Consider the following 24,654-nt stretch of genomic DNA (forward strand, 5'->3'; position numbering starts at 1 on the left):
CAATAGCGATGAAAACGTCAATTTTGACCTTAGTTTTCACTACTTTATGGATAGGGCAAGTGCTTGCCCAGACTATTACGGGTGGCATCATCAACAGTTATGCGCGTGTGACCAACATTAGCGCTAATCAATTTGACATAAACAATGTGTATGGCAATGTTGCTGATTTTGCAGCAGGGCGTACGGTACTCATCATTCAGATGAAAGGCGCGACTGTTACAACTGCCAATAACAATACTTATGGCACAATTACATCCTACAACAATGCAGGTAACTATGAATTTGCCACAGTAAGTAGTCTCACCAACTTAGGAGGAGGCGATTACCGTGTAGTTTTCCACTCTGTGGCACGCACCTATGATGCCGCTGGAGCGGTGCAGCTGGTGTCTGTGCCTTCTTACAACAACGTAACAATTACAGGCAATGTTACTGCCAAGCCTTGGAGTGCCCAAGACGGTACCGGTGGCGTGGTAGTATTGGAGGTGCAAAATGTCTTAACGCTGAATGCTTCTATCGATGTAAGTGCTCAGGGTTTTGTGGGTGGAAACCCAAATACAAACCCTATTAATGCTGCCAATAATTCGAATAACTACAGCACTAATAACGATGGCTATGCAGCAAAGGGCGAAGGGATTGCCTTGCCTAATCAACCCAATGGACGTGGTAAGATAGCCAATGGTGGTGGCGGCGGTAATCCGCACAATGCCGGTGGTGGGGGTGGTGGCAACTTGGGGAGTGGTGGCCAAGGTGGAAACGGCTGGCCTGATGCCGGAGGGACGAATCCAGCTGGTGGTATTGGTGGTCAAGCTTTGACGTATAGCCCCATAGTGAATAGAATATTTATGGGTGGTGGCGGTGGTGCCGGGCAGCAAAATAACAATGTAGCCAGCCGCGGAGGCAGGGGAGGTGGCATCATCATCCTACGAGCGGGAACTATTACTTCTACCAACTGCGCGGGAGTACCTGCCCTGCGAGCCAAGGGAGAGAATGCCCCGAACACTACCGGCAACGATGGTGCAGGTGGCGGTGGTGCCGGTGGAACTATTCTTTTAGAAGCTGTCAATATCACAATGCCTTGTTTGCTGACCGTTGATGTGAGTGGTGGCAATGGCGGTAATGTGAATCATAGCGATCCTCACGGCGGTGGGGGCGGTGGTGGCGTAGGCGCTTTCCTCAGCAATAGAGATTTTTCTGCTGTCACGAATGTGATAGCTGTTCCTGGACAAAATGGACGCGATTGCAACACTTGCACCAACAGTACCTCAATACCGGGCAGCCCTTGCCCTGCAGGAAACTGCACAAGCACTGGGTGGGCAATACCGGGAGCGTTTGTGCCTTTGCCGGTAGAACTGTATGGTTTTAAAGCCTCGTATGTGGCTAAAAAGCAGCAAGTCGAAATACAATGGTTTACTACCAAAGAGGTGAATACCCGCAAATTTTTAATTGAGCGTAGCGGCGATATGAAGCAGCTGGAAATAGTGGGTGAAGTGGAAGCAGCCGGTGAAAGCCAAAGCCTGCGCAGCTACTATTTCGTGGACATCCCTTGGCAGAGTGGTACACTCTATTACCGTCTGCGTATAGAAGACCGTGATGGAAGCATCAGTTACTCGGCTTGGGAAGCCGTAGAAGTTGCCGACAGCCATTCGTCTGCTTTCTTTAGCATGAGCCCCAATCCCGCTACTGACATAAACGTTGCCTTGCGTTGCTCGCAGGAAATACAAAGCGTTTACGTATATGATGTCTATGGAAATTTGCAACTCAACTTGCAGATTCCAGAGAATGCTCGCACTGCAATCTTAAACGTGGAGACCTTTCCCAAAGGAGTTTATATAGTAAAATTGAACACAAGGGCAGGAAAGAGCTTCATTGAGCGTTTGGTGATTCAATAAGTCTGTCAAGGCTCAACAATAGAAAAGTGGTGCAGTGTGGCTGCACCACTTTTTTATGTAGGCTACTTGTGAACAGCCATAGCCTATTTTTTTTATATTGCCTTTTCAATGAGCATACTTGTCTTTCCTCACTATGTCTGCACCTTTGCTATTTTGTACAGAAAACTACACATACCTCTATGAAGAGGTAGCTGCTTTAATGAATTCCGTAGAAAAGGGGAGTGTAGAGCGGCGCTTATTTCCCGACGGTGAGCGTTATCAGTGCTTGCTTTCCGACGTGGAGGGGCGCGATGTGATGTTGATTGGAGGAACTATTTCCGATGTGGATACGCTCGAGCTTTATGACTTGGCGTATGCTATTGCCAAATACGGCGCCAAGTCATTGCGGATAGTAGTCCCTTTTTTCGGTTATTCGACCATGGAGCGTGCCGTGCGCAAAGGCGAGGTGGTAACAGCCAAAACGCGTGCCCGTCTGCTTTCGGCAATTCCCAATACAGGCACCTTGGTAAAGTATTATTTGCTTGACTTGCACACCGAGGGCATTCCCCATTACTTTGAAGGCAGCGTAACGGCAATACATATTTATGCCAAGCCGGTAATTATAGAGGCAGCACGTCACTTTGGCGGTGAGCAGTTTGTACTGGCTTGTACCGATGCTGGGCGTGCCAAGTGGGTAGAATCGCTTGCCAACGATATGGGAGTGGAAGCCGCTTTTGTCTTTAAAAAACGCCTTGGCGCAGACCAAACGGCTATTACCGGTGTAAATGCCGATGTAGAGGGCAAAACAGTGATTATTTATGACGATATGATTCGTACGGGCGGGTCGTTGGTGAAAGCGGCGCAGGCATACAAGAACGCAGGTGCGCGTCGAATCATCGCCATCACCACCCATGGGCTTTTTGTAGGAGAGTGTATGAAACGCCTCGAGGCTTCAAGGCTTTTTGAAAAAGTAATAGCAACCAATACGCACCCCAATGCATTGCGATATGCCCAACATCCGCTTGTAGAGATTCGAAGTGTGGCAGCATTGATTGCCCGCCATTTAAGTGTATAACGTCATGTGGCAGCCGGGAAAAGAAGCTTTGAAATCTTATCTGTATGCCAATATATTAGGCTGGTTGCTGTTATTCACAGCCAACACTACAGCCTATATCCTTTTGAGTGTAGGCGAAAATTGGCTGGTGCATGTAGATATCTATTTGCAAGGGGCTTTTATCAATATTTTTTTGATAGCCTGCTACTTTTGGGCAGACTACAAAGCCGAAAAATACAGGGAAGCTTCGACGCTCTTTCATCTGAATCGTCAGGCGCGCTATCTGCTGCTGGCAATGCTCTTGGGGGTATTTGTGCAATTATGTCTTACACTCTGGCACCGTCCATTGCTCGCTTGGGCAGCGCGCTATGTATATATCAGCTATCTGGCACATATACTTCTTTTCGCACTGGTTAGCCATGTGATGCTGTTTACTTACCACAGCCTGTTGCTCAAGAAAGCCCCGAAACGCGTACACCGTTATTGGACGGTATTTGCCTATTTACTTCTATCTACGCTTATTTTCAACTATTTTCGTTTGCCTCTAAGTGCTCCACCAGTATGGGTTTCACTGCTGTTGTTGGGTGTGATGGCTTTGATGCTCTCGATGAACTTGCGCTGGGTGGCTTATCTTGACATCAACGAAAAAGGAAGGGCTATTGCCATGATAGCCCTTGCGCTCTTTGCTTATGCTTATTTCGTACTCTATTTCTATAACTATCATGTGCGTGAGCTGCTCGAGTTCAATATTGTTTATAATGTTTACTTGTTGGCAGTAGCCGGCTTCGTGCTGCTGTATAGCCTACTAGCTATGCTGGTGCTGTTGTTTAATATTCCTATTAGCCGAATCTTTGAAAGCAAACTAAAAGATATATTGGCATTTCAGGAATTGACACAGTCTCTTCAAATAAGCGATACAGAAGAGGCGCTCTTCGAGAGTTTACTGCAGCAGGCATACCGCACAGCTCAAGCCGATGCCGTCATATTGGAGGCAATAGCTACCGATGGAATGACTACACGCTGGTTTACCAAAAACATACCAGTTGAGGAAGCACGCAGGGTGAAAGCTCACATTCAAAACCAAAAACTATACAACGCCTTGCTGGAGGCTTTGCCCAGCGCATCTTTACCTCAAAAAGAGGTTTTCTCTTCTGTCTTTTTTAAAACACACCATAGCTTCGCCATAGTAAGCCGCAGTCATAAGTTGGGCGAGTTGCTGATTTTGCGCTATACCGACGAGCCCTTTCAACAAGAGCAAATCGAAATGATAGATACTTTTGTGAAACAAGTGGGCGTAGCTATTGAAAACAAGCGCTTAATACAAGAAATCATCAATACAGAGAAGTATAAAAAAGAGCTGGAGATTGCCAAGCGTGTGCAGCAGAGCCTTTTGCCAGCTCACTTCCCTGTTTCTGATAAATTATCGATACAAGCAGTATCTACAGCGGCTAATGAAGTAGGGGGCGACTACTACGATTTTTATCTTGCTGCTCCCGACAGGCTCTATTTAGCACTGGGTGACGTGTCCGGTAAAGGAACCAGTGCTGCCTTTCATATGGCAGAAGTGAAAGGTATTTTTCAAGGCTTGGCACCGCTCGAACTGCCTCTTGAGATGCTGGCAAAGCAAATGAACCAGGCAGTGAATGCCTGTATGCCGAAAGGTACTTTTGTAGCCCTTTCTTTGCTTTATATCAATACCACTCGGCATACCATAGACCTATTGCGGGGAGGGCATTGTTTTCCCATTTACTACGAAGCTGCCCAGCACCGGGCACATTTTATCAAACAACCCAGCATAGGCATGGGCATAGTGAACAACGACCGATTTTTGCAGCTAAGCAAAGCCGTTACGCTCACCTACCGCCCGGGCGATGTGCTGCTTTTATACAGTGATGGTATCACTGAAGCAAGAAATAAAGAAGGTGAAGAATTTGGTGTAGAGCGCTTAATGCAACTGATACAACTGCATGCAGCCGAAAGTGCAGAGCAGATTATGCTTGAAATCAACCGTGCCGTCAATCATTTCTTACAGGACTCACCGTTGCGTGATGATTATACCTTGCTTGTCGTTAAGTTTAAACCGTGAGTTTTGTACTTTTATACCTTGTAAAATTTAAACAAAGCATAGCTATGGATTTATTCAATATCATGGGCAAGCTCAAAGAAATGCAAGAAAAAATGAAACAAGCCCAAGCGCATTTACAGGAAGTAAAAGCAGAAGGGGAAGCCGGTGCCGGCTTGGTGAAAGCGCATGTCAATGGGCTAAAGCAAGTGCTGAAAGTAGAGGTAGATGCTTCTTTGCTTGCAGAAGACCAAAAAGAGGTACTTCAAGACCTTATAGTGGCAGCTGTTAATGTCGCAATGGCGAAGGCAGAAGAAGCAGCTCAGGAGTATCTTCAAAAGACCATGAAAGAGAGCATGCCCAATATTCCGGGCTTGGATTTTCTGTTGAACCGCTAATGACAGCCGTGCAAAAACGAGTAGCAGTAGTCATATTGAACTACAACGGGCGTCGTTGGCTGGAGGCATTTCTGCCTTTGGTGCAAGAGCGCTCGCCTCAAGCTGACTGCTGGGTCATAGACAATGCCTCTTCCGATGGCAGTTTGTCATGGGTGCAACAGCATCAGCCGGCAGTCCATTGTGTGGCTTTAGAAAAAAACTACGGTTTTTGCGAAGGATACAATCGGGGCATTGAGGCTTTGCCCAAATATTATGATTTTTTGGTGTTGCTCAACTCAGATGCCTGCCCGGCACCCGACTGGTTAAGCCCTCTGCTTGATTTTATGGATGCCCATCCGCAGGTGGCTGCTTGTCAGCCCAAAGTGATGCGTTACGACCCGCAAGCAGAAAATCCTTATACACAGGAATTTGAATATGCGGGGGCTGCCGGCGGCTTCATCGACCGCTATGGCTATCCTTTTTGTCGGGGGCGTTTGTTCAATACCTGCGAAGCTGACCACGGACAATATGACGCGCCTGTACCTATTGCTTGGGCAAGTGGGGCTTGCTTTTGTATTCGCATCACTGACTGGCAACAAGCGGGCGGCTTCGACTCCCTCTTTTTTGCCCATATGGAAGAAATTGACCTCTGTTTACGCCTATGGGCAGCAGGACGGACGGTCTATTGTGTGCCCGCTTCGGTGGTTTATCATGTGGGAGGTGGTACCCTGCACAAACAAAGTCCTCGTAAAACCTACCTCAACTTCCGTAACAGCCTGTTTTTACTTTACAAGCACTTGCCTACTCCCAATAAATTCTGGACCATTTTTCTGCGTTTGTTAGCCGATGCGCCGGCAGCATGCATGTTGTTACTTCAAACCGGTGACGCTCGCCACCTGTGGGCAGTCATTAGAGCACATGCCGCTTTTTATGCCAGCAGAAAAAAGTTGAAAGTATCACAGTCCATAGTGTGGCAAAAAATCACTTACCCGGGCAGCATCGTATGGAATTACTTCTTTCAAAAGAAAAAACGCTTTCAAGATTTGGGTTGGCGTCTATCCCTCTCGGAAGAGCAATGCTCGGCGCCAGCGTAAAAATTGACGTATGCGTGTGATGAAAGCAATGGAAAGGTAAATGAAAATGGGAGAACCGAAGGTTAAAAAGGTTGAATAAATAAAGAAGAGGCGTACACTTGAAATCGATACGCCTATATGCTCAGCAAGCAGTGTGCATACCCCAAAAAAACGACACTCTATAAAATCCCGTAACCTTTCCATAAGTCCTTTCGTTTAACTTTGCGAGTATCAAAGGCTACAGACCTTTTTTTCAAAAGGTCTTGATTTAATTTAGTAAAATTGTTTATATTTCGCAAAATTTGAACAACTTAAACAAACAAAACGAGTTATGAAACATTATAGCAACGCTCTTATTGCCCTTGCCATTGCTGGGTCGGTGGGCTTAGCTGGCTGCAACAGCTTAAGTCAAATGACCAAAATGGCAAAACAACAGGACCTGAAAGTTGACCCCAATCCACTGGAACTGCATGGCGGTGTGGTAAGCTTCAAAATGTCTGCCAAGCTCCCCGTGAAAATGCTGAAAAAGAATACCGAATATGAATTGAAGGTGTTCTTTGTGAACGATGGAGCAAAAGAAGGACAAGAGACCTTCAAAAAAGAGGTGGGGGCTATCACCTTTGTCTCGAACGACTACTTGCCGCAAAGCAACAAAGAAGAGCCTCGCATTGAAAAAGCCATGAGCTTCGACTACGAGGAACAGTTCGAGCGTGGTGAACTCGCAGTAAAAGGCTTTGCTCGTAGTACCAAAAAAAGCAAAGAAAAATCTACTGTCCAGATGCCGATTGCCAAAGGTGTGATTACTACTTCCACCTTGATAAAGGACATCTTGGATGAGCCTTATGGCTTGGGTAACGAAGGAGAGGGTACTTTTGCTGTGCTGGACCATGGCTATGGCAAAGAAGAAGTAAAACAAGTCTATGTGGACTTCAACTTCGAGCAAGGAAGCGCTAAACTGCGAAGCGCCGAAGTACGTGATAAAGGAGCTGCCATCGATGCTTTCGTGGCTTCTAAAATGCTCGTAGGAAAAGATGGGAAGTCAACAGTAAACATCAAAGGTTCTCACTCGCCCGAAGGTCGTGAAACCATCAACCGCAACTTGGCTGACCAGCGTGCTGCAGTGATGAAGCAATACTACCTTGACCAAATGAAGAAGTACAATTATGCCAAGGAAGAACTCGCGAAGGTAAACTTCGACATCACGACTCAAACGCTGGATGAAACCCTGCCCGAATTTTTCAGCTTGTTAGATGCCAATACTACCTTGACTGCTGAGCAAAAGAAAGAAATCAAAAACATCATGCAAGGCAAAGAGGGCTTTGTAGAGCGCGAAAAATCTCTGCAAAGCAAACCTTATTACAAGGTGCTGATGGACGAGGTGTATCCCAAGTTGCGTTATGCTCGTACCGACGTACTGCAAGGTCCCAAACAAAAAACCGATGCTGAAATCGCTTCTTTGGCTCGCCAAATTGCCAAAGGCGAAAAATCAACTCAAGAGCTTACCGAAGCAGAATTGCTGTATGCTGCTTCTATGACGCCTGATATGGAGGAAAAAGTGGCTATCTATGGAGCCGCCATCAAGAAGAACGACAGCTATGTAGCACATAACAACTTGGCTGCTGTACAACTTGAAATGGCATTGAAAGAAACCGATAAAGCTAAGCGCGAAAAACTCGTTTCAGATGCCATTACCCATTTGGAAATTGCCAAAAACAGAAAAGAAACTGCCGAAGTAAACTACAATCTTGGCTTGGCATATGCCATGAAAGGCGACAAAGGCAAAGGAGAGCAAGCCATCAACCGTGCCATTGAAATAGGTAGCGACAACCCCGCTACTCTGCGCAAACTGAACGGTGCTAAAGGTATCATGTTGATGAAGCAAGCCAAGTCTTACGACGACAAAAAATATGTGGAAGCTGAGCAAGCATTTGCTGCTGCCGGCAATGGTCACAAAGTGCTCTTCAACAAAGCTTTGGCTCAGTTGCTGCACAGAGACTATGACAAAGCTATGGTAAGCTTCGATGCTGCCATCAACTCGGCACCGAACGATGGCTTGAGCTACTATGGTAAAGCTATCACCGCTGCCCGCAAAGGCAACGCTGCGGAAATGCTGAAAGCCCTCAAGAAGGCTATTGAGCTGAATGGCGATTTGCGTGCACGTGCTGCCAAAGACTTGGAATTCATCAATTACTTCAACTCTACTGAGTTTCAAGACGCTATTCGCTAAGCTTTTTAAATATCATATGCAACAGCGCTACCAATCGTAGCGCTGTTTTTTTGTTCTATGTCGTAAAGCTTACAAGCAAAGGGGTATGTTTATTTAGTTTAACTTTTTCTTTCTTTTATTCAAATACCTATATTTGCTCACGGTTTTTTAAAACAGTCAATATCATGATAGTTGGTGTACCTAAGGAAATCAAGAATAATGAAAATCGCGTGGCGGTAACCCCTGCCGGAGTTACTGAGTTTGTAAAACGTGGGCACACGGTGTATGTGCAAAAAAGTGCTGGCGAGGGCAGTGGCTTTGCCGATGAATCCTATGAGAAAGCAGGGGCTATCCTGCTTGACTCTATTGAAGAGGTGTATGCCAAAGCAGAGATGATAGTGAAAGTAAAAGAACCCATCGAGCCAGAATATAAGCTGATTCGAGAGGGGCAACTTGTTTTCACTTATTTTCACTTTGCTTCTTCCGAAGCACTGACCCAAGCCATGATTGAGCAAAAAGGCGTATGCCTTGCTTACGAGACCGTGGAAAAAGCAGACGGCAGCTTGCCTTTACTCATCCCGATGTCGGAAGTAGCCGGACGTATGGCAGTGCAAGAAGGTGCCAAGTATCTTGAAAAGCCCGTAGGTGGCAGAGGTATTTTGCTGGGAGGGGTGCCCGGTGTAATGCCCGCCAATGTGTTGATTATCGGCGGTGGGGTGGTAGGTACGCAGGCAGCCAAAATGGCGGCAGGCTTGGGGGCTAATGTAACCATTATGGACGTAAATCTGAGTCGCCTGCGTTATTTGGCTGATATCATGCCTGCCAACGTGCGCACCATGATGTCGAACGAATACAATATCCGTGAAGCCGTGAAAACGGCAGATTTGGTCATTGGGGCTGTTCTGATTCCCGGTGCCAAAGCGCCCAAACTGATTACCCGTGATATGCTCAAAACCATGCGCCCCGGTGCAGTAGTGGTAGATGTTGCCGTAGACCAAGGCGGATGCATTGAGACCTGCACACCCACTACGCACGAAAACCCCACTTTTGTGATTGATGGCGTGCTGCATTACTGCGTAGCCAACATGCCGGGGGCTGTGCCTTATACCTCTACTTTGGCGCTCACTAATGCTACTTTACCCTATGCTTTGCGTTTGGCAGATTTGGGATGGCGCGAAGCTTGCTTGCGAAGCAACGAGCTGAAGCTTGGTTTGAACGTAGTGCATGGTAAAGTTGTGTACAAAGCGGTGGCAGAAGCTTTCAACTTGCCTTATGTGCCTGTAGAAGAGGTACTTTAAAAGTAATCCCATGCAAAATTGCAGCATTTATGAAAAAGGGGCTTTTGCCCCTTTTTTATCTCATCACCAATGAACTTGCAAGCCCCAAAAATGACGTGGATAGTTTGCTTGGTAGCCACTCAGGGCATATGACAGCTGTAGTCTTTTTAACAAAAGGCGAAATCCCAAAGACCAGCCAGCACGATGCGAGAAATCACGGTAACGCAATGATTGGTTGCGTTGCCCGTCGAAGCCTACTTGCACTTGAAAGGCTCTGTGTAGCAAAATATCTGCACCTATTCCTGTGTGAGTAAGCCACTCCGCTGCACTTGGGTTGTTCCGAGTTTGTCGCCAGTCATGAAGGCGCGATAAGGTAAGATAAAAGCGAAGGGGCATGTGTACAGGTTTAAAAACGCTGTTTATGCGTGCATCGAAAGGTAGTATTGGCGTGCTTTGAGGTAGTGATGCCGTGGCAAACCCCATGTTTTTCAACAATATGCCGAAGCGGAAATCTGCAGTGGGGTGAACAAAAACAGCATTGAGGTCTAAGGCAAAGCCATGGGCACTGTATTCGGCGATGTTACTGCTTACCCACTTGATGGCTCCACCCACATGGTAATTGCCCAAGCGGTGTCCCCAGCCGGCTTCTATGGCATAGTCGGCAGCACGAAAGGTACCCAGTACTTGCCCTGTAGGGTCTGTTTCTTGCATTTTGCCATAGTTTAAATAGCGGATGCCTATGCCCAGTGGCATTTGTCTATTCAAGAAAGGAAATACCATCGTCGCATTGCTATAACTCATGCCTTCACGCAGGCTTTGAAAGCTGACGGCAGCCCTGTGTGTGTCATTTATGCTTAGTGCTGCAGGGGCAGTCATCCAAGCAAAGAGGTCGGTGCTGTCAAAAACGGCTTGAGCTTCGCCCAAGGCTGCCCCTCGTGGATGCGGGGCAAGGTTCAAGACTTGAAACGACTGTTTTCCATACACTTGTGCTGTGCAGTGAAGGGCGTCCGACAAGATACATGCCACAAAAACAATCCAAAAAAAGCAGTATTTCATTTGTTTTGAACAATAATGCCTAAGCGCAACAACTGATAAGAGACCTTTAATCCTGTCTTTTCTATGTTTTGCGGATTAATTTGAAAAATCAACTTGCTGTCTTTTACAATAAAATTGATACTGCTGAACTCTTGGATATATTCCTCGTTCTCGGTGAGAACCAACAAAGGCATGCCGGCAATTTTTTGAAGTAGTTTTGCTTTGCGGTAGGGAGTGAGCGCAAACGTATTAGGAATAAACAAAATATGGCAGTTGCTTTCTATGTCTTCTATGTCTTCATACTTACGGATGATAAAGCGCATGTAAGGCGAGCTTTTGGCACGTGCCATCCGGTAAAGTCCTTGCAGAATGGGAGAGTCGCCAAGCACCCCGATGATGTGCAGACGGTTGTCTTCGGGCCACTGTATGTATTTACAAAAGTTGTAAATAAACACAGAATGATAGAGATAGTGTATATCGGTTCTACTCTGACCATAGCCACGCGGAATTGCCAGCAAGCAAAATAAAATAAGATGTAGCATCAATAAACTGGCGCGAGAGGCTTTCATGATTTCATCTGATTAGTAGGTAAAAGCATTCATTCATTGCCTCAATATAATGAAATATTGAAAAAAACGAAGGTTTTTTACAAACAAAAGAGCCGCCAAAAGGCGGCTCTTGATTTAAAGCTGCAAAGCATGCTTAAGCACCTCTTGGGCGGTGCGAACATAGGTTATTTTTAGTTTTTTGATAAGTGGCGATTTGATTTCTTCGACATCTTTTTGATTGGCTTCGCACAAAATTACCTCTTCGATGCCGGCACGTTGAGCCGCCAGTAGTTTTTCTTTGATACCACCTACCGGCAGCACTCTGCCGCGCAGGGTGATTTCAGCAGTCATTGCCAAATTGCTGCGTACCGGCTTTTTAAGATACAGCGATGCCAAAGAAGTAAATATGGTAATGCCGGCAGAAGGTCCGTCTTTGGGTATAGCACCTTCTGGGACATGTATATGCAGGTCGTATTCCTCGAAAAGGCGATAGTCAATATTTAATGTCTCTGCCTGCGACTTTAAAAGGGTAAAGGCGGTGCTTGCCGATTCTTTCATGACTTCGCCTAAGCGCCCCGATAAGGTAAGTTTCCCTTTGCCCCGAGTCAGTAGGGATTCAATATAAAGGATGTCGCCGCCCACGGGTGTCCATGCCAAGCCTATAGCTACCCCATGAGGTAGATTTTCTTCGCTTAGCTCTTTGTGGTAGGGAGGCTTGCCAAGCAACTGGTACACGTCTTTGCTTTTAATAAGCTTGGGGTATTCTTCTTCCATAGCCACGGCTTTGGCTACCTTGCGCATGAGACTCCCGACTTGACGCTCCAATTGCCGTACACCCGACTCCCGCGTATATTCTTCTATAAGTGTAAGCAGGGCATTCTCTTGTACACGCACTTGCTTGCCGCTAAGCCCGTTGGCTTCCCTCTGCTTGGGAACCAGATACTGCTTGGCAATTTCCAGCTTTTCGTCTATGGTGTACCCCGTCAGCTCTATGATTTCCATGCGGTCGCGCAAGGCGGGATGCAAGGTGTCCAAGGTGTTGGCAGTGGCTATAAAAAGCACTTTCGATAAATCGAAAGGCACCTCCAGAAAATTATCTACAAAGGCATTGTTTTGCTCGGGGTCCAGTACTTCCAACAGAGCAGATGCCGGGTCACCACGGAAATCACTTCCTATCTTGTCTATTTCATCCAGTACAAACACAGGGTTTGAAGTGCCAGCGCGTCGCAACAATTGTATGATTTTTCCGGGCATGGCACCGATATAGGTTTTGCGGTGCCCTCGTATTTCGGCTTCATCGTGTAAGCCCCCCAACGACATACGCACGTATTCGCGCCCCAAGGCTTTGGCTATAGACTTACCCAGAGATGTTTTGCCTACCCCGGGAGGACCATATAAGCAGAGGATAGGACCTTGCAGCGAGGATTTGAGTTTCATCACTGCCAGAAACTCTAAAATCCGTTCTTTTACTTTTTCCAACCCGTAATGGTCTTGGTCCAGTATTTTCTTGGCGTATTGTAGGTCGATTTTATCTTGCGAGAGGCGTCCCCAAGGCAAGTCAAGCAACAACTCTAAATAATTGACTTGAATGCCATATTCGGGCATACCGGGGGCTAAGCGCAACAATTTATTTACCTCTTTGTCAAAGTGCTGAGCCATCTCTTTGGACCACTTCATTTGAGCAGCTTTCTCTTTAAACTCCTCCACCAAGGCGCCCTCGTGCTCATAGCCCAGCTCGTGCTGTAGCACTTTAATTTGTTGGCGCAGGTAATAGTCGCGTTGTTGCTTGTCTAAGTCGCTGTGTACTTTCTTCTGAATTTCATTTTTCAGCTCCAGCAGTTGAATGTTTTTCAGCAACTGCTCGAGTAGTGCCATGCCGCGGTGAATGATGTCGTCTTCTTCAAGCAGACGCTGCTTTTCGGACAAGCTGATTTGCAATTGAACTGACAAAAAGTTGACCAAAAAATGAAAGCTTTCTATGTTGGAAAGAGTGGCATAGGCATCTTCCGACAATTCTGGGTGCAATTGTATCACGCGTTGGGCAGCATCCAGCAAGTTTTCCTTCAGTGCTTTGGCTTCGTCGCTGTGGGTATTGACTTCCGATTCTGGCAAAGGAGCCACCTCCGCCATGAAGTAAGGTGTATCTTGTACATACTCAAGAACACGAAAGCGCCCCAACCCTTGCAGAACAATGGTTACCTGTCCGTTGGGAAGGTTCACTTTTTTTAGAATCTGGGCAGCTGTGCCTATTTCAAAAAGGTCGTTGCTTCCGGGCTCCTCGATGTTCTCTTCCTTTTGTGCCACAACGCCGATAATAGCGCCTTGTTTCTCATATTGACGAATGAGCTGCATGGACTTTTCGCGCCCCACCGTCACTGGAATAATGACGCCGGGAAATAAAACCGTATTGCGTACAGCCAATATAGGAAGAGGGGAAGGTATAGGGCGCTTACGAAGGCGTGCTTCTTCTTCTTCGTTGAGTAATAGAAGCATTTCAAATCCTTCGTCTGCTTGCATATGTCTTATCATAAAGGTTACAAAGTTGTGTAATTCTAAGTATCCAAAAGGGTGTTTATTGCGTATAGTAAAAACATGCAACGCTTGGCTTATTGCTCAAAAATCCTTTACTTAACCAATAGAATGAGTGTTTTTACTTGTTTATTTTATGCAGTTTGCAAAAGTAATAAAAACTAAGCGACTGTAACTTCTCATTGAATTCGGTATATACTATGAGCAGTTTCTTTTTACGCTTTGGAGCGGCTTTTTTTATGCTTAGTCTATTGGGGGGACAGGGGCTTGCACAAATCGACAAAGTGAAGAAAGAGTCCTTTGTCATGAAGTCCGATAGTGTGCTGGCGCGCTACAAAGGAAGTACCTTTGTTTTCCCCTATATCAATAAGCGAACTTATTACTATAACGCGAAGGAATTGGAAAACATCCGGCAGGCTTTCCGCAAGCGCGAGTTCGAAGAGGCATATAAGCTTCTTTATCGCTATGTCATGAACTTTGGGGTAGAAAACTTTTACCGCGATACCGACCTGCTGTGGCAGTTGGGTAGGCTCATGGAGCTATTCGATGACATAGAGCTTGCCAAGAGCATGTATCGCATTGTATTGAAGCACCATCGTGGACCCAATGTGCGCCAAATGGAACTCTACTACGATTCGCTTACGGTCAACGATAAGGACTACTACGTGCCTTTAGAATACTACTATGAGTTGGTAGAGTACCGTAAGCTGATTGACACCTTGCGCCCCCCACAAGGTGTGCTGCTCAATATGGGCGCTTGGGTGAACTCATTGGCGCCGGATTATGCGCCTGCCATTAGCCCTTCGGGCGATTTGCTCATTTTTACTTCCAAGCGAAACAAACGGAAAACTGCTGCTGGCGATGAGCTACCCAACGAGGATATTTTCTTCTGTCGAAAGGTGGAGGATTATTGGACCATGGCGGAAGAATTCAAAGGTTTAAATACGATTTACAACGAAGGTTCGGCGCACATATCCAAAGACGGTAAGACCATTTACTTTTCGCGTTGTGAAGCCCCCGATGGCTATGGCAGCTGCGATTTGTATGTGGCGTCTCTGCAAGCCGACAGCACTTGGCGAGTGGAAAACTTGGGTCCTAATGTGAACAGTGTGGCTTGGGACTCACACCCCTCTTTGTCCCGTAACGAAGATACACTCTATTTCGCTTCTGACCGCATTGGTGGCTTTGGTCTCTCCGATATTTATTTTACCTACAAACGCCCAGATGGCAGCTGGGCACCGGCGCAGAATCTGGGACCTACCATCAATACCCGCCGCAATGAAGTGAGCCCTTTTATGCACCCTGTTTATGATGTGCTGTATTTCAGCTCCGATGGTCATTTAGTCAATTTTGGCAGCTTTGACATATACAAGGCTTATCGCGTAGGCGGGCGTTGGCAAGAGCCCATCAACGTAGGTCCTTTGGTAAATGGTGCTGGCAGTGAATACTACTTTGCCATAGACCCCAAGGCTGAGTATTTATACTATGCTCGTTCCGAAACCGACGACATCGATAACCTGGACCTCTACTCTTTTCCTTTACCTATGGAAGCGCAGCCCGAAGCCACCACTTTGTTTAAAGGTTATGTGGTGGACTCCGAAACAGGCAACCCCTTCCAAGGGATTGTAGCAGTCATAGACTTGGATAACGGCATTGAAATTGCTCCCAAATATCTACGTCCTGATGGTTCTTATGAGTTTGATTTGATAAAGAATAACAACTACTTAGTCATTATTACCGGTGAAGACTTCTTTCGCATACAGCAACGCTTCTATTTGGAAGGAGACACGACCATTACCCTGAAAGCTACCTCACTCAAATTCCGGAAGTTCCAGTTTGCTTCTATAGAGTTTGAGCCGAGCAAGGCGGAAATTTTGCCCGAGATGGAGCCCGATTTGAACAAGGTCGTTCTTTTCTTGGCAGACAACCCTACAGTGCGCTTGCGTATTTCCGGACATACCGACTCGGACGGTAACGAACAATTTAACCTCGAATTGTCGAGGCGGCGTGCCGAAGCTATTCGTAATTACATATTACAAAAGGGAGGTTTTCCGCCTGAACGCATAGAGGCAGTAGGTTATGGAAGCAGTCGCCCTTTGGTGCCAGAGGTAACCGAAGAAGACAAGCGCCGCAACCGACGGGTGGAGTTTGAAATCATCAATTAAAAATAAGTATCCATTGGCTGTGCTTGTTGCTACCTTTACCCGACCAAAAGCACTAACAAGCAAAACCAAAAACACGTTGGGTCATGGGAAAAATAGAAAGAATCATTTACTTGCTTGCGGCAGTATTGGTCATATTGCTTGCTTTTCGCTTTATTTGGGGGCTTTTGAAAATAATTATTGTCCTTGCAGGACTTGGCTTTGTTTTCTTTTTGATATATAGCCTGCTGCAGGACAGCAGCGGTGAATCGCAGAAAAAGGCAGGAAACGAAGACCTATGACGGAAAAGCTTGCCAAAAAATGGGATGTGTACATAGAACGCTTTAAAAACTACCTGTCGGCAGAGCGTTCTTTTTCAGCTCACTCGGTGCAAGCCTATGTGCGCGATGTGCGTAAGTTGAAAGAATATGCATTGGAAGTGCTGACGCCTCCTGCCGACCCTTTTCATTTGAACACCGAGCAACTGTCTGGTTTTTTGTATTACCTCAACCGCGACCAACAGATAGCAGAGCGCTCGCAAGCGCGTATTCTATCAGGCATCAAAGCTTTTTACCGTTTTTTGCAGCTCGAAGACTTAATTATTGAGGACCCAGCAGTATTACTTGAAACCCCCAAGTTGGGGCGGCGCCTGCCCGATACGCTTAGTGTGAAAGAAATCGATGCTATTCTTGGAGCAATAGACCTTTCTACCGATGAGGGCGTGCGCAACAGAGCCATGCTGGAAGTGCTTTATAGTTGTGGCTTGCGGGTATCAGAACTTACCGAGCTGAAAATAAGAAACATCTACTGGGAAATAGGCTTTCTGAAAGTGGTTGGTAAAGGCGATAAAGAGCGCTTTGTGCCTATAGGCAGCAGTGCACGCAAGCACTTGCAAATTTATCTAGACACGGTGCGCCGCCATGTAAAAGAAACAAAGGGACATGAAGAATATGTTTTCTTGAATCGCTGGGGGCGCAAGCTGACCCGCGTGTATGTTTTCACGCTCATCAAAGAATTGGCAAAGGCGGTTGGCATTCAAAAAAAAGTAAGCCCACATACCTTTCGCCATTCTTTTGCTACCCATCTTATCGAAGGAGGTGCCGACTTGCGTGCGGTGCAAGAAATGTTGGGGCACCAATCTATCACCACCACCGAGGTGTATATCCACTTAGATATGGACTACCTGCGCGATACAGTTCAGCGTTTTCACCCACGCAACCACATCAAAGAGTCAACCAACAGCCAGCCCCAAAAAGCGAACGATTAGTTGCGACGGTTCAGCTCGTCTCTTATCTTGGCAGCCCGCTCGTAGTCTTCTTTTTCTAAGGCTTCTTCGAGCATCTTTTGGAGCTGGTCGGTGGGGGTGTGTTTCAGCTGTTCTTCGAAGCTCTCGGAGCGCTGACCGGCAGCTACTTCTTCCATGCTTTCTTCACTTTCATCATGAATCACGATGCCAGCTTCGTCCATTACCGATTCTTCAGCAAATATGGGGGCGTCGAAGCGTATGGCAATGGCAATGGCATCAGACGGACGAGCATCTATTACTTCCATTTGTCCGTCGCGCTCACAAATGAGTTGGGCATAAAAAACACCTTCGCGCAAATCCGAGATGATGACTTTCTGCACCGATATATCGAACGCCTCTGCTAAACTGCGAAACAGGTCGTGGGTCATCGGACGATTGGGGCGTATCTTCTCTATTTCTATGGCAATAGCCTGCGCCTCGAACATGCCGATAATGATGGGCAGACGACGCTTGCCGTTTACTTCGCCCAAGATGAGCGCAAAAGAGCCCGTTTGCGCCTGACTGTTCGATAAACCTAATATTTCTAACTCTACTTGCACGGTGGTCCTCTTTTTTAAGTTTGTGGTCAAAAAAACTGTGCCGAGCCTTCTTGGCTTGCAAATATAAAGAGTTTAACAGTTTTAGGCTTAAAAATACAAAAAGAGGCAGCCTTGTACAAGGCTGCCTCTTGGAAATATGCTATTGCTTGAGCAGATTACTTGCCCAAGCGTTTTTTAAGTGCTTCGGTCAATTTAGGCACTACTTCAAAAGCATCACCCACAATGCCATAGTCGGCTGCTTTGAAGAAAGGCGCTTCGGGGTCTTTGTTGATAACCACGATGTTTTTAGAGGAGTTTACCCCGGCAAGGTGCTGAATGGCTCCCGAAATCCCCACAGCTATATACAAGTTGGGGCTTACTTTCACCCCTGTTTGCCCTACGTGTTCGTGGTGCGGGCGCCATCCCATGTCCGATACAGGCTTGGAGCAACCGGTGGCTGCACCCAGCACTTTCGCCAGCTCTTCAATCATGCCCCAGTTTTCGGGACCTTTCAAACCACGACCACCCGATACTACAATGTCGGCTTCGGGCAGCGATATTTCGTCGCTGGCTTTTTCTACTTTTACCGTCTTCACGCGGCTGAAAAGAGCATCATCTAAGGTGGGAGTAAACGCCTCAACCGTTGCTTTGGCATCTGTTTTTTCTATAGCCAGAATGTTTTTCTTGATGGCAATGATTTGCTTTTCGCCTTTCAGAATGGTGTAAGCAAAGGCTTTGCCAGTATATACGCTGCGTTTTACTTTCAAGTGTTCGCCTTCTTTGGTGGGCAATTCTATCACATTACCGGCAAAGGCAGCTTTGAAACGACCGGCTACACGTGCAGCTACAGGGTCGCCCAAAGAAGACTTAGCCATGACAAGCACTTTTGCACCACTGGCTTCTACGGCTTGTGCTAAGGCTTCGGCATAAGCCAGCAGGTTGATTTGATTGAGGCGGCTGTCGGCTGCATGCATTACTTTTTTTGCGCCGTATCCGCCAATAGATTCCAGCTCTTCTTGTGCCAACTCGCCCAACACCAGAGCAGTAGCGCTGCTACCGAGCATGTCGGCTACTTTGGCACCATAAGCCACAGCTTCTAAAGAAGAAGGCTTTACTTTGCCTTCGTTGGTTTCTACAAATATTAAAACTGACATATTTCGTTCCGTTTTTGAGGTTCAAAAAAGAAAAGCAAATTAGAGTACTTTGGCTTCGTTTTGCAGCAGGTCAACAAGTTCTTCTACGTTTTCGGGGTCGATGAACTTGCACTCTTTGCGCGGCGGAGGCAACTCAAATCGGTCGGTTTCGGTTAGTACATCCTCTGCAAATGGAGGCAATACTTGCAGGGGCTTGGTACGCGCCGACATGATGCCGCGCATGTTAGGGATTTTCCACTCGGCAATAGGCTCTTGACAGCCCAGCACCAGCGGCAGCTCGGCTTCGAGGTATTCTTTACCCCCTTCTATTTCGCGTGCCATCTTGGCTACCCGCCCTTCAATGTCGAGCTTCATGATAGGCGACAACGCCGGAATGCCCAGCATTTCACCCACGATGCCGTGCACTACGCCACCGTTGAAGTCAATAGACTCGCGTCCCATCAAAATCAGGTCGTAGTTGTTTTGTTTGGCAACGGCTGCAATTTGTTGGGCTACGAAGTAAGAGTCGGTGGGCTCGGCATCGATGCGGATGGCATCGTCAGCACCCAGTGCCAAAGCCTTGCGGATGGTAGGCTCTGTTTCAGAAGTACCCACGTTCAGAATGGTTACTGTTGCGTTCAGTTCGTTTTTCAAATCTATGGCACGGGAAAGTGCATAATCATCGTAAGGACCAATCACAAACTGCACGCCTGCTTTGTCGAGTTGCTTATTGTCCGGAGTGAATTTAATTTTGGTGGTGGTGTCCGGAACATGCGTAATACACACTAATATTTTCATAGGTTTGCCTTTTATTTTGTTTGTATTTGCATAACTCCTTGTGCAGCCGTGAAGTTACGGAATATGGCTCAAATACAAAAATAGTATGCATGACGAACGTATAAGAAAATTAGAAGAAATGCTGCAAGTCTCGCCCGATGACCCTTTTCTTTACTATGCCTTAGCGATGGAATATTACGAGGCTATGCCCGAAAAAGCGCTTCAATACCTTGAACACTTGCAGCAGAATTTTCCGGACTATGCACCTACTTATTATCCCTTGGCACATTTGCATTGGAACATGGGGCAGCCGGCACGGGCACGTGCCGCATTTGAGCAGGGCATAGAGATATGTCGCAGGGTAGGGGAGAACAAACTTTTGACAGAATTGCAAACGGCTTTCCGCTCTTTCTTGTTAGAAGAGGAGTAAAGTTGTTAGTTTTGTGATGTCTAAAACCCGGAAGCTGTGCTTAAACTCTTGATTATTTTTTTCGGTATCGGATATCTGCTCTATTGGATGGGCAAGATAGCTATGCAGTTTTTTATTGGTTATTATAGCAAAGATTTTGCAGCTGGTAGGCAAAAAGATGGTGTGCACATAGACTACATACCACCTAAAAGCAAGTCTTTTCAAGGAGGCGAGTATATCGATTACGAAGAGGTGGAATAAACCTACTTAAAACCAATCAAACACAATCATGGGAAAGTTCTTTCGAATAGAGGATATGCTTCTCTTTGAAGATGAGCATTATATTGTCATCAATAAACCCCCATTTTTATCCAGCTTGGACGAGCGTTTTGATGTTGACCGCAAGGTGAGTGTTTTGTCTTTGGTGCGAGACTATCATAAAGGGGCACAGTTGTGTCATCGTTTAGACAAAGAGACATCCGGCGCCTTGGTGATTGCCAAGCATCCCGAAGCCTATCGCCATATGGCGATTCAGTTTGAGCATCGCGAGGTAAAGAAAGAGTATCATGCTGTAGCAGAAGGTGTGCATGCTTTTGAAAATCGGGTGGTGAACCTACCTATTTTCCCTAAACCTCAGAAGGGTATCGTGCGCATTGACTGGGCACAAGGGAAGCCCGCCATTACTGTTTTTAATACCCTGCGCAATTACCGCGACTACACGTTGGTTCAGTGCTTCCCCGTAACCGGACGCTTGCACCAAATACGCATTCATTTGGCGAGCATTGGTGCCCCCATTGTGTGCGACGAGACCTACGGTGGGCATTGGCTGTATTTGTCGCAGTTGAAACCACGCTACAATTTGAAAAAAGACAGCGAAGAGCTGCCGGTCATTCAGCGCTTTGCTTTGCATGCGCATAAAATAACATTTCAGAACATGGACGCTACCCTTGTGGAAGTGGAAGCCCCCTATCCCAAAGACTTTGCCGTGTTGCTAAAACATCTCGAGCATTGGAATTCATGAAACGGCGAGCTGCCTAATCGAAACGGATGGCTTTGATAGGGCGTATGCGGGCAATGACCCCAGCAGCAAGCCACAGCAGCAGGAAGATGATGCACAAAGCCCCCACATTGACCCCCACCACAGCCAACCAGTTCCACTGGATGGGCACGTAGTCCATGAAGTAGTGTTTGCGGTCAAGGGGCACGGGGCGGAAGAAGTATTGCACTGCGGCAAGTCCAATGCCCAGCAGGTTGCCCCAAAGCAAGCCTGCCGAGGCAATGCGCAGCCCTTGCCATACAAAGATGGTTTTTATTTGCCAGTTGCTTGCCCCCATGGCTTTGAGCAGTCCAATCATGGAGGTGCGCTCGATAATCAAGATAAAAAGCACCGACACAAGATTGAAACCAATAACCGCTACGATGATGCCCAACAATACCCATACGTTGGTATCGAGCAGCAGTAGCCAATCGAACATATCGAAGTGCTTGTTTTGGGTGGTTTCCAGATAAAGGTCGGGGTCAAGCTGCTGGTCTATTGCAGGAAAATACTTGGGGAAAGTATCGAAATCTTCAAGAAATACTTCTATACCGGTTACAGTATGTTTGTCCCAGTCGTTAAGTTTTTGAAGGAGTCGTATGTCGGCAAGCAGAAAATGTTCGTCAAAGAGTGTGAGCCCTGTGTCGTAAACGCCCACGATGGTCATCTTGCGAAATCGCGGCGGCTGTTGTATGAAGGCGACCAACAAAGTGTCGCCTATCTGCACGCGCAGCGCCTTGGCTATGTATTGACTGACTACCACTTCTAATGCTTCTTTGGGACCATGCCTTGTAGGGAGCCTTCCGACAACGAGGTTCGGGGCGAAATAAGTGCTATCGAAGTCTTGCCCGATGCCTTTGAGCACCACCCCCAATACTTCGTCATTGGCGCGCAATACGGCAGCCTTTTCTATGTAGTGTTGTAGGTGGCGGATGCCGGGCAAGTGGCGTATGCTGTCCAGACAGGGGCGTTGTGTGTTGAGCGGCGGCGGTTCGAATGAACGATTATTGCTAAATTTGATGATGCGGGCATGCCCGTGAAAAGCAAACAGCTTTTGTTGTATTTGAAGTTTGAATCCCAACAATACTGCGAAAGAAAGCAAGGCAATAGCAATGCCTGTGGCTAAGGTGGCGGTAGCAATGCGCGTGGCGGTACGACTGAATGCTTGACGGTCTGCCGCACGCTGCCTTAAGCGTGTAGCTACCCAACTTGCCCAGCGAAGTGTTCGTATGGAAGGAAACACAGTAATTAAAAAATGATATCGATGTTGCCAAAAATACACATCTTTCCTTTGTCGTTCAAATACCTGTTGGTCGTAAGCGTTTGTTTAACTTTTTGTCAGGGGCATAGTCAGCGCCTTGACAAGGGCAGGAACCGAAGCATAGAACACAGCTTACAGCTGGGCGCCGAACGCATGAACGTGTACCTGCCTCTGTTGGAAGGCAAGCGAGTGGGCTTGGTCGTCAACCATACTTCGAGGATAGGGAAAACCCATCTGGTGGATACCCTTATTAGCCGAGGAGTGCGTATAGAAAAAATATTTGCTCCAGAACATGGTTTCCGGGGCACTGCCGATGCTGGGGAGCATGTGCAAAACGAGCGCGACAAGCAGACACTTATCCCCATAGTTTCGCTCTATGGGAAAAGCAAGAAGCCGCAAGCCACACAACTGAAAGACATCGACGTGCTGGTGTTCGACATGCAGGATGTAGGCGCGCGTTTTTACACCTACATCAGCACCATGCATTATGTGATGGAAGCTTGTGCCGAAAATGGAAAATCCATCATTGTGTTGGACCGCCCCAACCCGAATGGCGATTACATCGACGGTCCTATTTTAGACCCCGGCTTTCGCTCTTTTGTAGGCATGCACCCTATTCCTGTGGTGCATGGCTTGACCGTGGGCGAGCTGGCAAAGATGATTGTAGGTGAAAAGTGGATAAACAGGGCTGACAGCTGCAAGCTCACGGTGGTAGAAATGGAAAACTACAAGCACAGTATGCGCTACGAGCCGCCGGTGCGCCCTTCACCCAATTTGCCAAACTATCATGCCATTCGGTGGTATCCTACGCTCTGCTTGTTTGAGGGCACTGTCATGAGCGTAGGGCGTGGCACCGACTTCCCTTTTCAAGTGGTCGGTTATCCGCATCCGGCTATGGGAGAATTCACCTTTACCCCGCAGCCTAATGAAGGCGCCAAGCATCCGCTCTATGAAGGCAAGATATGTTATGGTGTGGATTTGCGCCAGCAGCCACCACCTGCTGGGCTTGCCATCGAATATGTGATTGATTTTTACAAGCGTTTCCCTGAAAAAGAGCGTTTCTTCAATGAATACTTCGACACACTTTGTGGAACAGACCAGCTGCGCAAGCAGATTCAAGCTGGTATGAGTGCCGAAGCAATTAGAGAGACATGGCAAAAGGATTTAGAAAAGTACAAACGCCTACGTGCAAAATACATGCTCTATGAATAAGGTTGTTTTTTTGCTTAGCTGTAGTATCTTGTATATTGCGACGGCATCGAAGCGTTGCGACTTTGTGAATACGGATAAAATCATGTCAAGCGATTCTGTCGAAAAACACACTTTGGAAATAGCCGGGCATAAAGTAGATGTGTGGTTGCCGGGGCAGCCACCCAAGGGATGTATTTTGCTGTTGCCCGGGTGGAACTTCTCACGTACTGACTGGTGTGCGCGTTCAAGCATGTGCATCCAAGCTTTAGAGCGAGGATTTGCCTTGGTGATGCCCGAAATGGGCAAGAGCGTCTATGCTGAACGTCTGTTCCCTGAAACACGCGCCGACTGGCGCCAATATCCTACACGCCCTTGGTTGCGACAGCAGGTCATAAAAGAAGTAAGTGCGCGTTTCGGCTTGTTGGAGCCGGGGCAAAACAATTTTGTTGTGGGGCTATCGACTGGGGCACGAGGGGCTGCTCTTTTGTGTTTGGATATGCCAGATTTCTGGAAAGGAGCTGCCTTGCTTTCAGGTGATTTTGACCAAACCCAAATGCCTTCCGATAACCTGATGCGCGGCTATTATGGCAGCTATAAGGATTTTGCCGAGCGTTGGAAAACGGTGGATAATGTGATACATCGTATTTTGGAGTGGCGTACTCCCGTGTACATAGGTCATGGCACAGAAGACAAAGTGGTGCCGCCTAAGCAGTCAAAACATCTGTGCGAGGTACTGCACAAGGTGTATCCGCAACTAAAGATAGTGTGCCATTTTCCACGTGCCGGACATGATTATGCTTACTGGGGCAGCGAGGTGAAGCCTATTTTGGATTTTCTGGAATCGCTGCTTTAA

The 24,654-nt window shown here is 47.0% G+C and carries 23 protein-coding genes; 15 read left to right on the forward strand and 8 right to left on the reverse strand.

The window, feature by feature from the left end; genetic code table 11:
* Positions 1 to 8: 8 nt before the first annotated feature.
* From FHS56_RS11560 to FHS56_RS11580, 5 genes are all read left to right on the forward strand, one after another.
* The gene (locus FHS56_RS11560; RefSeq protein WP_166921005.1) at positions 9 to 1,889 is read left to right on the forward strand and encodes a T9SS type A sorting domain-containing protein; all 1,881 of its coding nucleotides are present in this window, start codon (positions 9 to 11) and stop codon (positions 1,887 to 1,889) included.
* A 133-nt stretch (positions 1,890 to 2,022) separates the two neighbouring features.
* Positions 2,023 to 2,943, forward strand: a complete 921-nt coding sequence (locus tag FHS56_RS11565; protein ID WP_166921007.1) for a ribose-phosphate diphosphokinase — start codon at positions 2,023 to 2,025, stop codon at positions 2,941 to 2,943.
* A 4-nt stretch (positions 2,944 to 2,947) separates the two neighbouring features.
* Positions 2,948 to 5,008, forward strand: coding sequence for a GAF domain-containing SpoIIE family protein phosphatase (locus tag FHS56_RS11570; RefSeq protein ID WP_166921009.1), 2,061 nt, complete (start codon positions 2,948 to 2,950; stop codon positions 5,006 to 5,008).
* Positions 5,005 to 5,382: a YbaB/EbfC family nucleoid-associated protein gene (locus tag FHS56_RS11575; protein WP_317165662.1), complete on the forward strand. Its 378-nt coding sequence runs from the start codon at positions 5,005 to 5,007 to the stop codon at positions 5,380 to 5,382. The genes FHS56_RS11570 and FHS56_RS11575 overlap by 4 nt, the downstream gene beginning before the upstream one ends.
* A gap of 8 nt (positions 5,383 to 5,390) precedes the next feature.
* Positions 5,391 to 6,455, forward strand: coding sequence for a glycosyltransferase family 2 protein (locus FHS56_RS11580; RefSeq protein ID WP_208409686.1), 1,065 nt, complete (start codon positions 5,391 to 5,393; stop codon positions 6,453 to 6,455).
* Here FHS56_RS11580 and FHS56_RS12085 read toward each other — a convergent pair.
* Positions 6,417 to 6,638: a PspC domain-containing protein gene (locus FHS56_RS12085; protein WP_166921015.1), complete on the reverse strand. Its 222-nt coding sequence runs from the start codon at positions 6,636 to 6,638 to the stop codon at positions 6,417 to 6,419. The genes FHS56_RS11580 and FHS56_RS12085 overlap by 39 nt on opposite strands.
* A 127-nt stretch (positions 6,639 to 6,765) precedes the next feature.
* Between FHS56_RS12085 and FHS56_RS11590 the strand changes: the two genes are divergently transcribed.
* Positions 6,766 to 8,661 carry a tetratricopeptide repeat protein gene (locus FHS56_RS11590; RefSeq protein WP_166921017.1) on the forward strand — a complete coding sequence of 632 codons (1,896 nt, stop codon included), beginning with the start codon at positions 6,766 to 6,768 and terminating at the stop codon, positions 8,659 to 8,661.
* Positions 8,662 to 8,825: 164 nt separating this feature from the next.
* Positions 8,826 to 9,938 (forward strand): alanine dehydrogenase, encoded by a 1,113-nt coding sequence (ald, locus tag FHS56_RS11595; protein ID WP_166921019.1) that lies wholly within the window; start codon positions 8,826 to 8,828, stop codon positions 9,936 to 9,938.
* Positions 9,939 to 10,001: 63 nt separating this feature from the next.
* On the opposite strand, the gene FHS56_RS11600 is transcribed toward ald, so the two are convergent.
* The 3 genes from FHS56_RS11600 to lon all read right to left on the reverse strand — a co-directional run bounded on the left by FHS56_RS11600 (position 10,002) and on the right by lon (position 14,029).
* Positions 10,002 to 10,973: a PorV/PorQ family protein gene (locus tag FHS56_RS11600; protein WP_166921021.1), complete on the reverse strand. Its 972-nt coding sequence runs from the start codon at positions 10,971 to 10,973 to the stop codon at positions 10,002 to 10,004.
* Positions 10,970 to 11,521, reverse strand: coding sequence for a YfiR family protein (locus tag FHS56_RS11605; protein WP_166921023.1), 552 nt, complete (start codon positions 11,519 to 11,521; stop codon positions 10,970 to 10,972). The genes FHS56_RS11600 and FHS56_RS11605 overlap by 4 nt, the downstream gene beginning before the upstream one ends.
* 114 nt (positions 11,522 to 11,635) lie before the next feature.
* The gene (lon, locus tag FHS56_RS11610) at positions 11,636 to 14,029 is read right to left on the reverse strand and encodes an endopeptidase La (RefSeq protein WP_166921025.1); all 2,394 of its coding nucleotides are present in this window, start codon (positions 14,027 to 14,029) and stop codon (positions 11,636 to 11,638) included.
* A 200-nt stretch (positions 14,030 to 14,229) separates the two neighbouring features.
* Between lon and FHS56_RS11615 the strand changes: the two genes are divergently transcribed.
* From FHS56_RS11615 to FHS56_RS11625, 3 genes are all read left to right on the forward strand, one after another.
* A complete protein-coding gene (locus FHS56_RS11615) occupies positions 14,230 to 16,194 on the forward strand; it encodes an OmpA family protein (protein ID WP_243844220.1) in 1,965 nt (654 codons plus the stop codon).
* 83 nt (positions 16,195 to 16,277) lie between these two features.
* Positions 16,278 to 16,472, forward strand: a complete 195-nt coding sequence (locus FHS56_RS11620) for a hypothetical protein (RefSeq protein ID WP_166921027.1) — start codon at positions 16,278 to 16,280, stop codon at positions 16,470 to 16,472.
* Complete coding sequence (locus FHS56_RS11625; protein WP_166921029.1) at positions 16,469 to 17,437, forward strand: site-specific tyrosine recombinase; 969 nt, start codon at positions 16,469 to 16,471, stop codon at positions 17,435 to 17,437. The genes FHS56_RS11620 and FHS56_RS11625 overlap by 4 nt, the downstream gene beginning before the upstream one ends.
* Here the strand turns inward: FHS56_RS11625 and FHS56_RS11630 are convergent.
* The 3 genes from FHS56_RS11630 to FHS56_RS11640 form a co-directional block, all read right to left on the reverse strand.
* The gene (locus tag FHS56_RS11630) at positions 17,434 to 18,015 is read right to left on the reverse strand and encodes a bifunctional nuclease family protein (RefSeq protein WP_166921030.1); all 582 of its coding nucleotides are present in this window, start codon (positions 18,013 to 18,015) and stop codon (positions 17,434 to 17,436) included. The genes FHS56_RS11625 and FHS56_RS11630 overlap by 4 nt on opposite strands.
* A 155-nt stretch (positions 18,016 to 18,170) precedes the next feature.
* Positions 18,171 to 19,148, reverse strand: coding sequence for an electron transfer flavoprotein subunit alpha/FixB family protein (locus FHS56_RS11635; protein WP_166921031.1), 978 nt, complete (start codon positions 19,146 to 19,148; stop codon positions 18,171 to 18,173).
* A 39-nt stretch (positions 19,149 to 19,187) separates the two neighbouring features.
* Entirely contained in the window at positions 19,188 to 19,925 is a 738-nt protein-coding gene (locus FHS56_RS11640; RefSeq protein WP_166921032.1) for an electron transfer flavoprotein subunit beta/FixA family protein, read from the reverse strand.
* A gap of 85 nt (positions 19,926 to 20,010) precedes the next feature.
* Here FHS56_RS11640 and FHS56_RS11645 point away from each other — a divergent pair, with 85 nt between their 5' ends.
* The 3 genes from FHS56_RS11645 to FHS56_RS11655 are packed head-to-tail and all read left to right on the forward strand — an operon-like array spanning position 20,011 to position 21,334.
* Positions 20,011 to 20,334 carry a tetratricopeptide repeat protein gene (locus FHS56_RS11645; protein ID WP_166921034.1) on the forward strand — a complete coding sequence of 108 codons (324 nt, stop codon included), beginning with the start codon at positions 20,011 to 20,013 and terminating at the stop codon, positions 20,332 to 20,334.
* Between the two features lie 36 nt (positions 20,335 to 20,370).
* Entirely contained in the window at positions 20,371 to 20,574 is a 204-nt protein-coding gene (locus FHS56_RS11650) for a hypothetical protein (protein ID WP_166921036.1), read from the forward strand.
* Positions 20,575 to 20,602: 28 nt separating this feature from the next.
* The gene (locus tag FHS56_RS11655; RefSeq protein ID WP_166921038.1) at positions 20,603 to 21,334 is read left to right on the forward strand and encodes an RluA family pseudouridine synthase; all 732 of its coding nucleotides are present in this window, start codon (positions 20,603 to 20,605) and stop codon (positions 21,332 to 21,334) included.
* A gap of 13 nt (positions 21,335 to 21,347) precedes the next feature.
* Here the strand turns inward: FHS56_RS11655 and FHS56_RS12050 are convergent, their stop codons facing one another.
* Entirely contained in the window at positions 21,348 to 22,592 is a 1,245-nt protein-coding gene (locus tag FHS56_RS12050; RefSeq protein ID WP_208409688.1) for an ABC transporter permease, read from the reverse strand.
* A 21-nt stretch (positions 22,593 to 22,613) separates the two neighbouring features.
* On the opposite strand from FHS56_RS12050, the gene FHS56_RS11665 reads away from it, so the two are divergent.
* Entirely contained in the window at positions 22,614 to 23,822 is a 1,209-nt protein-coding gene (locus FHS56_RS11665) for an exo-beta-N-acetylmuramidase NamZ family protein (protein ID WP_166921042.1), read from the forward strand.
* The gene (locus FHS56_RS11670; protein WP_166921044.1) at positions 23,815 to 24,654 is read left to right on the forward strand and encodes an alpha/beta hydrolase-fold protein; all 840 of its coding nucleotides are present in this window, start codon (positions 23,815 to 23,817) and stop codon (positions 24,652 to 24,654) included. The genes FHS56_RS11665 and FHS56_RS11670 overlap by 8 nt, the downstream gene beginning before the upstream one ends.

Source organism: Thermonema lapsum (genome assembly GCF_011761635.1).
Taxonomy (GTDB): Bacteria; Bacteroidota; Bacteroidia; order Cytophagales; family Thermonemataceae; genus Thermonema; species Thermonema lapsum.

What these genes read in the sequence shown, in the direction of transcription:
- FHS56_RS11590 (WP_166921017.1), top strand. Translation starts at nt 6,766, where the DNA reads ATGAAACATTATAGCAACGCTCTTATTGCCCTTGCCATTGCTGGGTCG.
- FHS56_RS11615 (WP_243844220.1), top strand. Translation starts at nt 14,230, where the DNA reads ATGAGCAGTTTCTTTTTACGCTTTGGAGCGGCTTTTTTTATGCTTAGT.
- FHS56_RS11635 (WP_166921031.1), bottom strand. Translation starts at nt 19,148, where the DNA reads ATGTCAGTTTTAATATTTGTAGAAACCAACGAAGGCAAAGTAAAGCCT.
- lon (WP_166921025.1), bottom strand. Translation starts at nt 14,029, where the DNA reads ATGATAAGACATATGCAAGCAGACGAAGGATTTGAAATGCTTCTATTA.
- FHS56_RS11565 (WP_166921007.1), top strand. Translation starts at nt 2,023, where the DNA reads ATGTCTGCACCTTTGCTATTTTGTACAGAAAACTACACATACCTCTAT.
- FHS56_RS11640 (WP_166921032.1), bottom strand. Translation starts at nt 19,925, where the DNA reads ATGAAAATATTAGTGTGTATTACGCATGTTCCGGACACCACCACCAAA.
- FHS56_RS12085 (WP_166921015.1), bottom strand. Translation starts at nt 6,638, where the DNA reads ATGGAAAGGTTACGGGATTTTATAGAGTGTCGTTTTTTTGGGGTATGC.
- FHS56_RS11570 (WP_166921009.1), top strand. Translation starts at nt 2,948, where the DNA reads ATGTGGCAGCCGGGAAAAGAAGCTTTGAAATCTTATCTGTATGCCAAT.
- FHS56_RS11645 (WP_166921034.1), top strand. Translation starts at nt 20,011, where the DNA reads ATGCATGACGAACGTATAAGAAAATTAGAAGAAATGCTGCAAGTCTCG.
- FHS56_RS11625 (WP_166921029.1), top strand. Translation starts at nt 16,469, where the DNA reads ATGACGGAAAAGCTTGCCAAAAAATGGGATGTGTACATAGAACGCTTT.
- FHS56_RS11605 (WP_166921023.1), bottom strand. Translation starts at nt 11,521, where the DNA reads ATGAAAGCCTCTCGCGCCAGTTTATTGATGCTACATCTTATTTTATTT.
- FHS56_RS11600 (WP_166921021.1), bottom strand. Translation starts at nt 10,973, where the DNA reads ATGAAATACTGCTTTTTTTGGATTGTTTTTGTGGCATGTATCTTGTCG.
- FHS56_RS11665 (WP_166921042.1), top strand. Translation starts at nt 22,614, where the DNA reads ATGTTGCCAAAAATACACATCTTTCCTTTGTCGTTCAAATACCTGTTG.
- FHS56_RS11655 (WP_166921038.1), top strand. Translation starts at nt 20,603, where the DNA reads ATGGGAAAGTTCTTTCGAATAGAGGATATGCTTCTCTTTGAAGATGAG.
- FHS56_RS11560 (WP_166921005.1), top strand. Translation starts at nt 9, where the DNA reads ATGAAAACGTCAATTTTGACCTTAGTTTTCACTACTTTATGGATAGGG.
- FHS56_RS11620 (WP_166921027.1), top strand. Translation starts at nt 16,278, where the DNA reads ATGGGAAAAATAGAAAGAATCATTTACTTGCTTGCGGCAGTATTGGTC.
- ald (WP_166921019.1), top strand. Translation starts at nt 8,826, where the DNA reads ATGATAGTTGGTGTACCTAAGGAAATCAAGAATAATGAAAATCGCGTG.
- FHS56_RS11670 (WP_166921044.1), top strand. Translation starts at nt 23,815, where the DNA reads ATGAATAAGGTTGTTTTTTTGCTTAGCTGTAGTATCTTGTATATTGCG.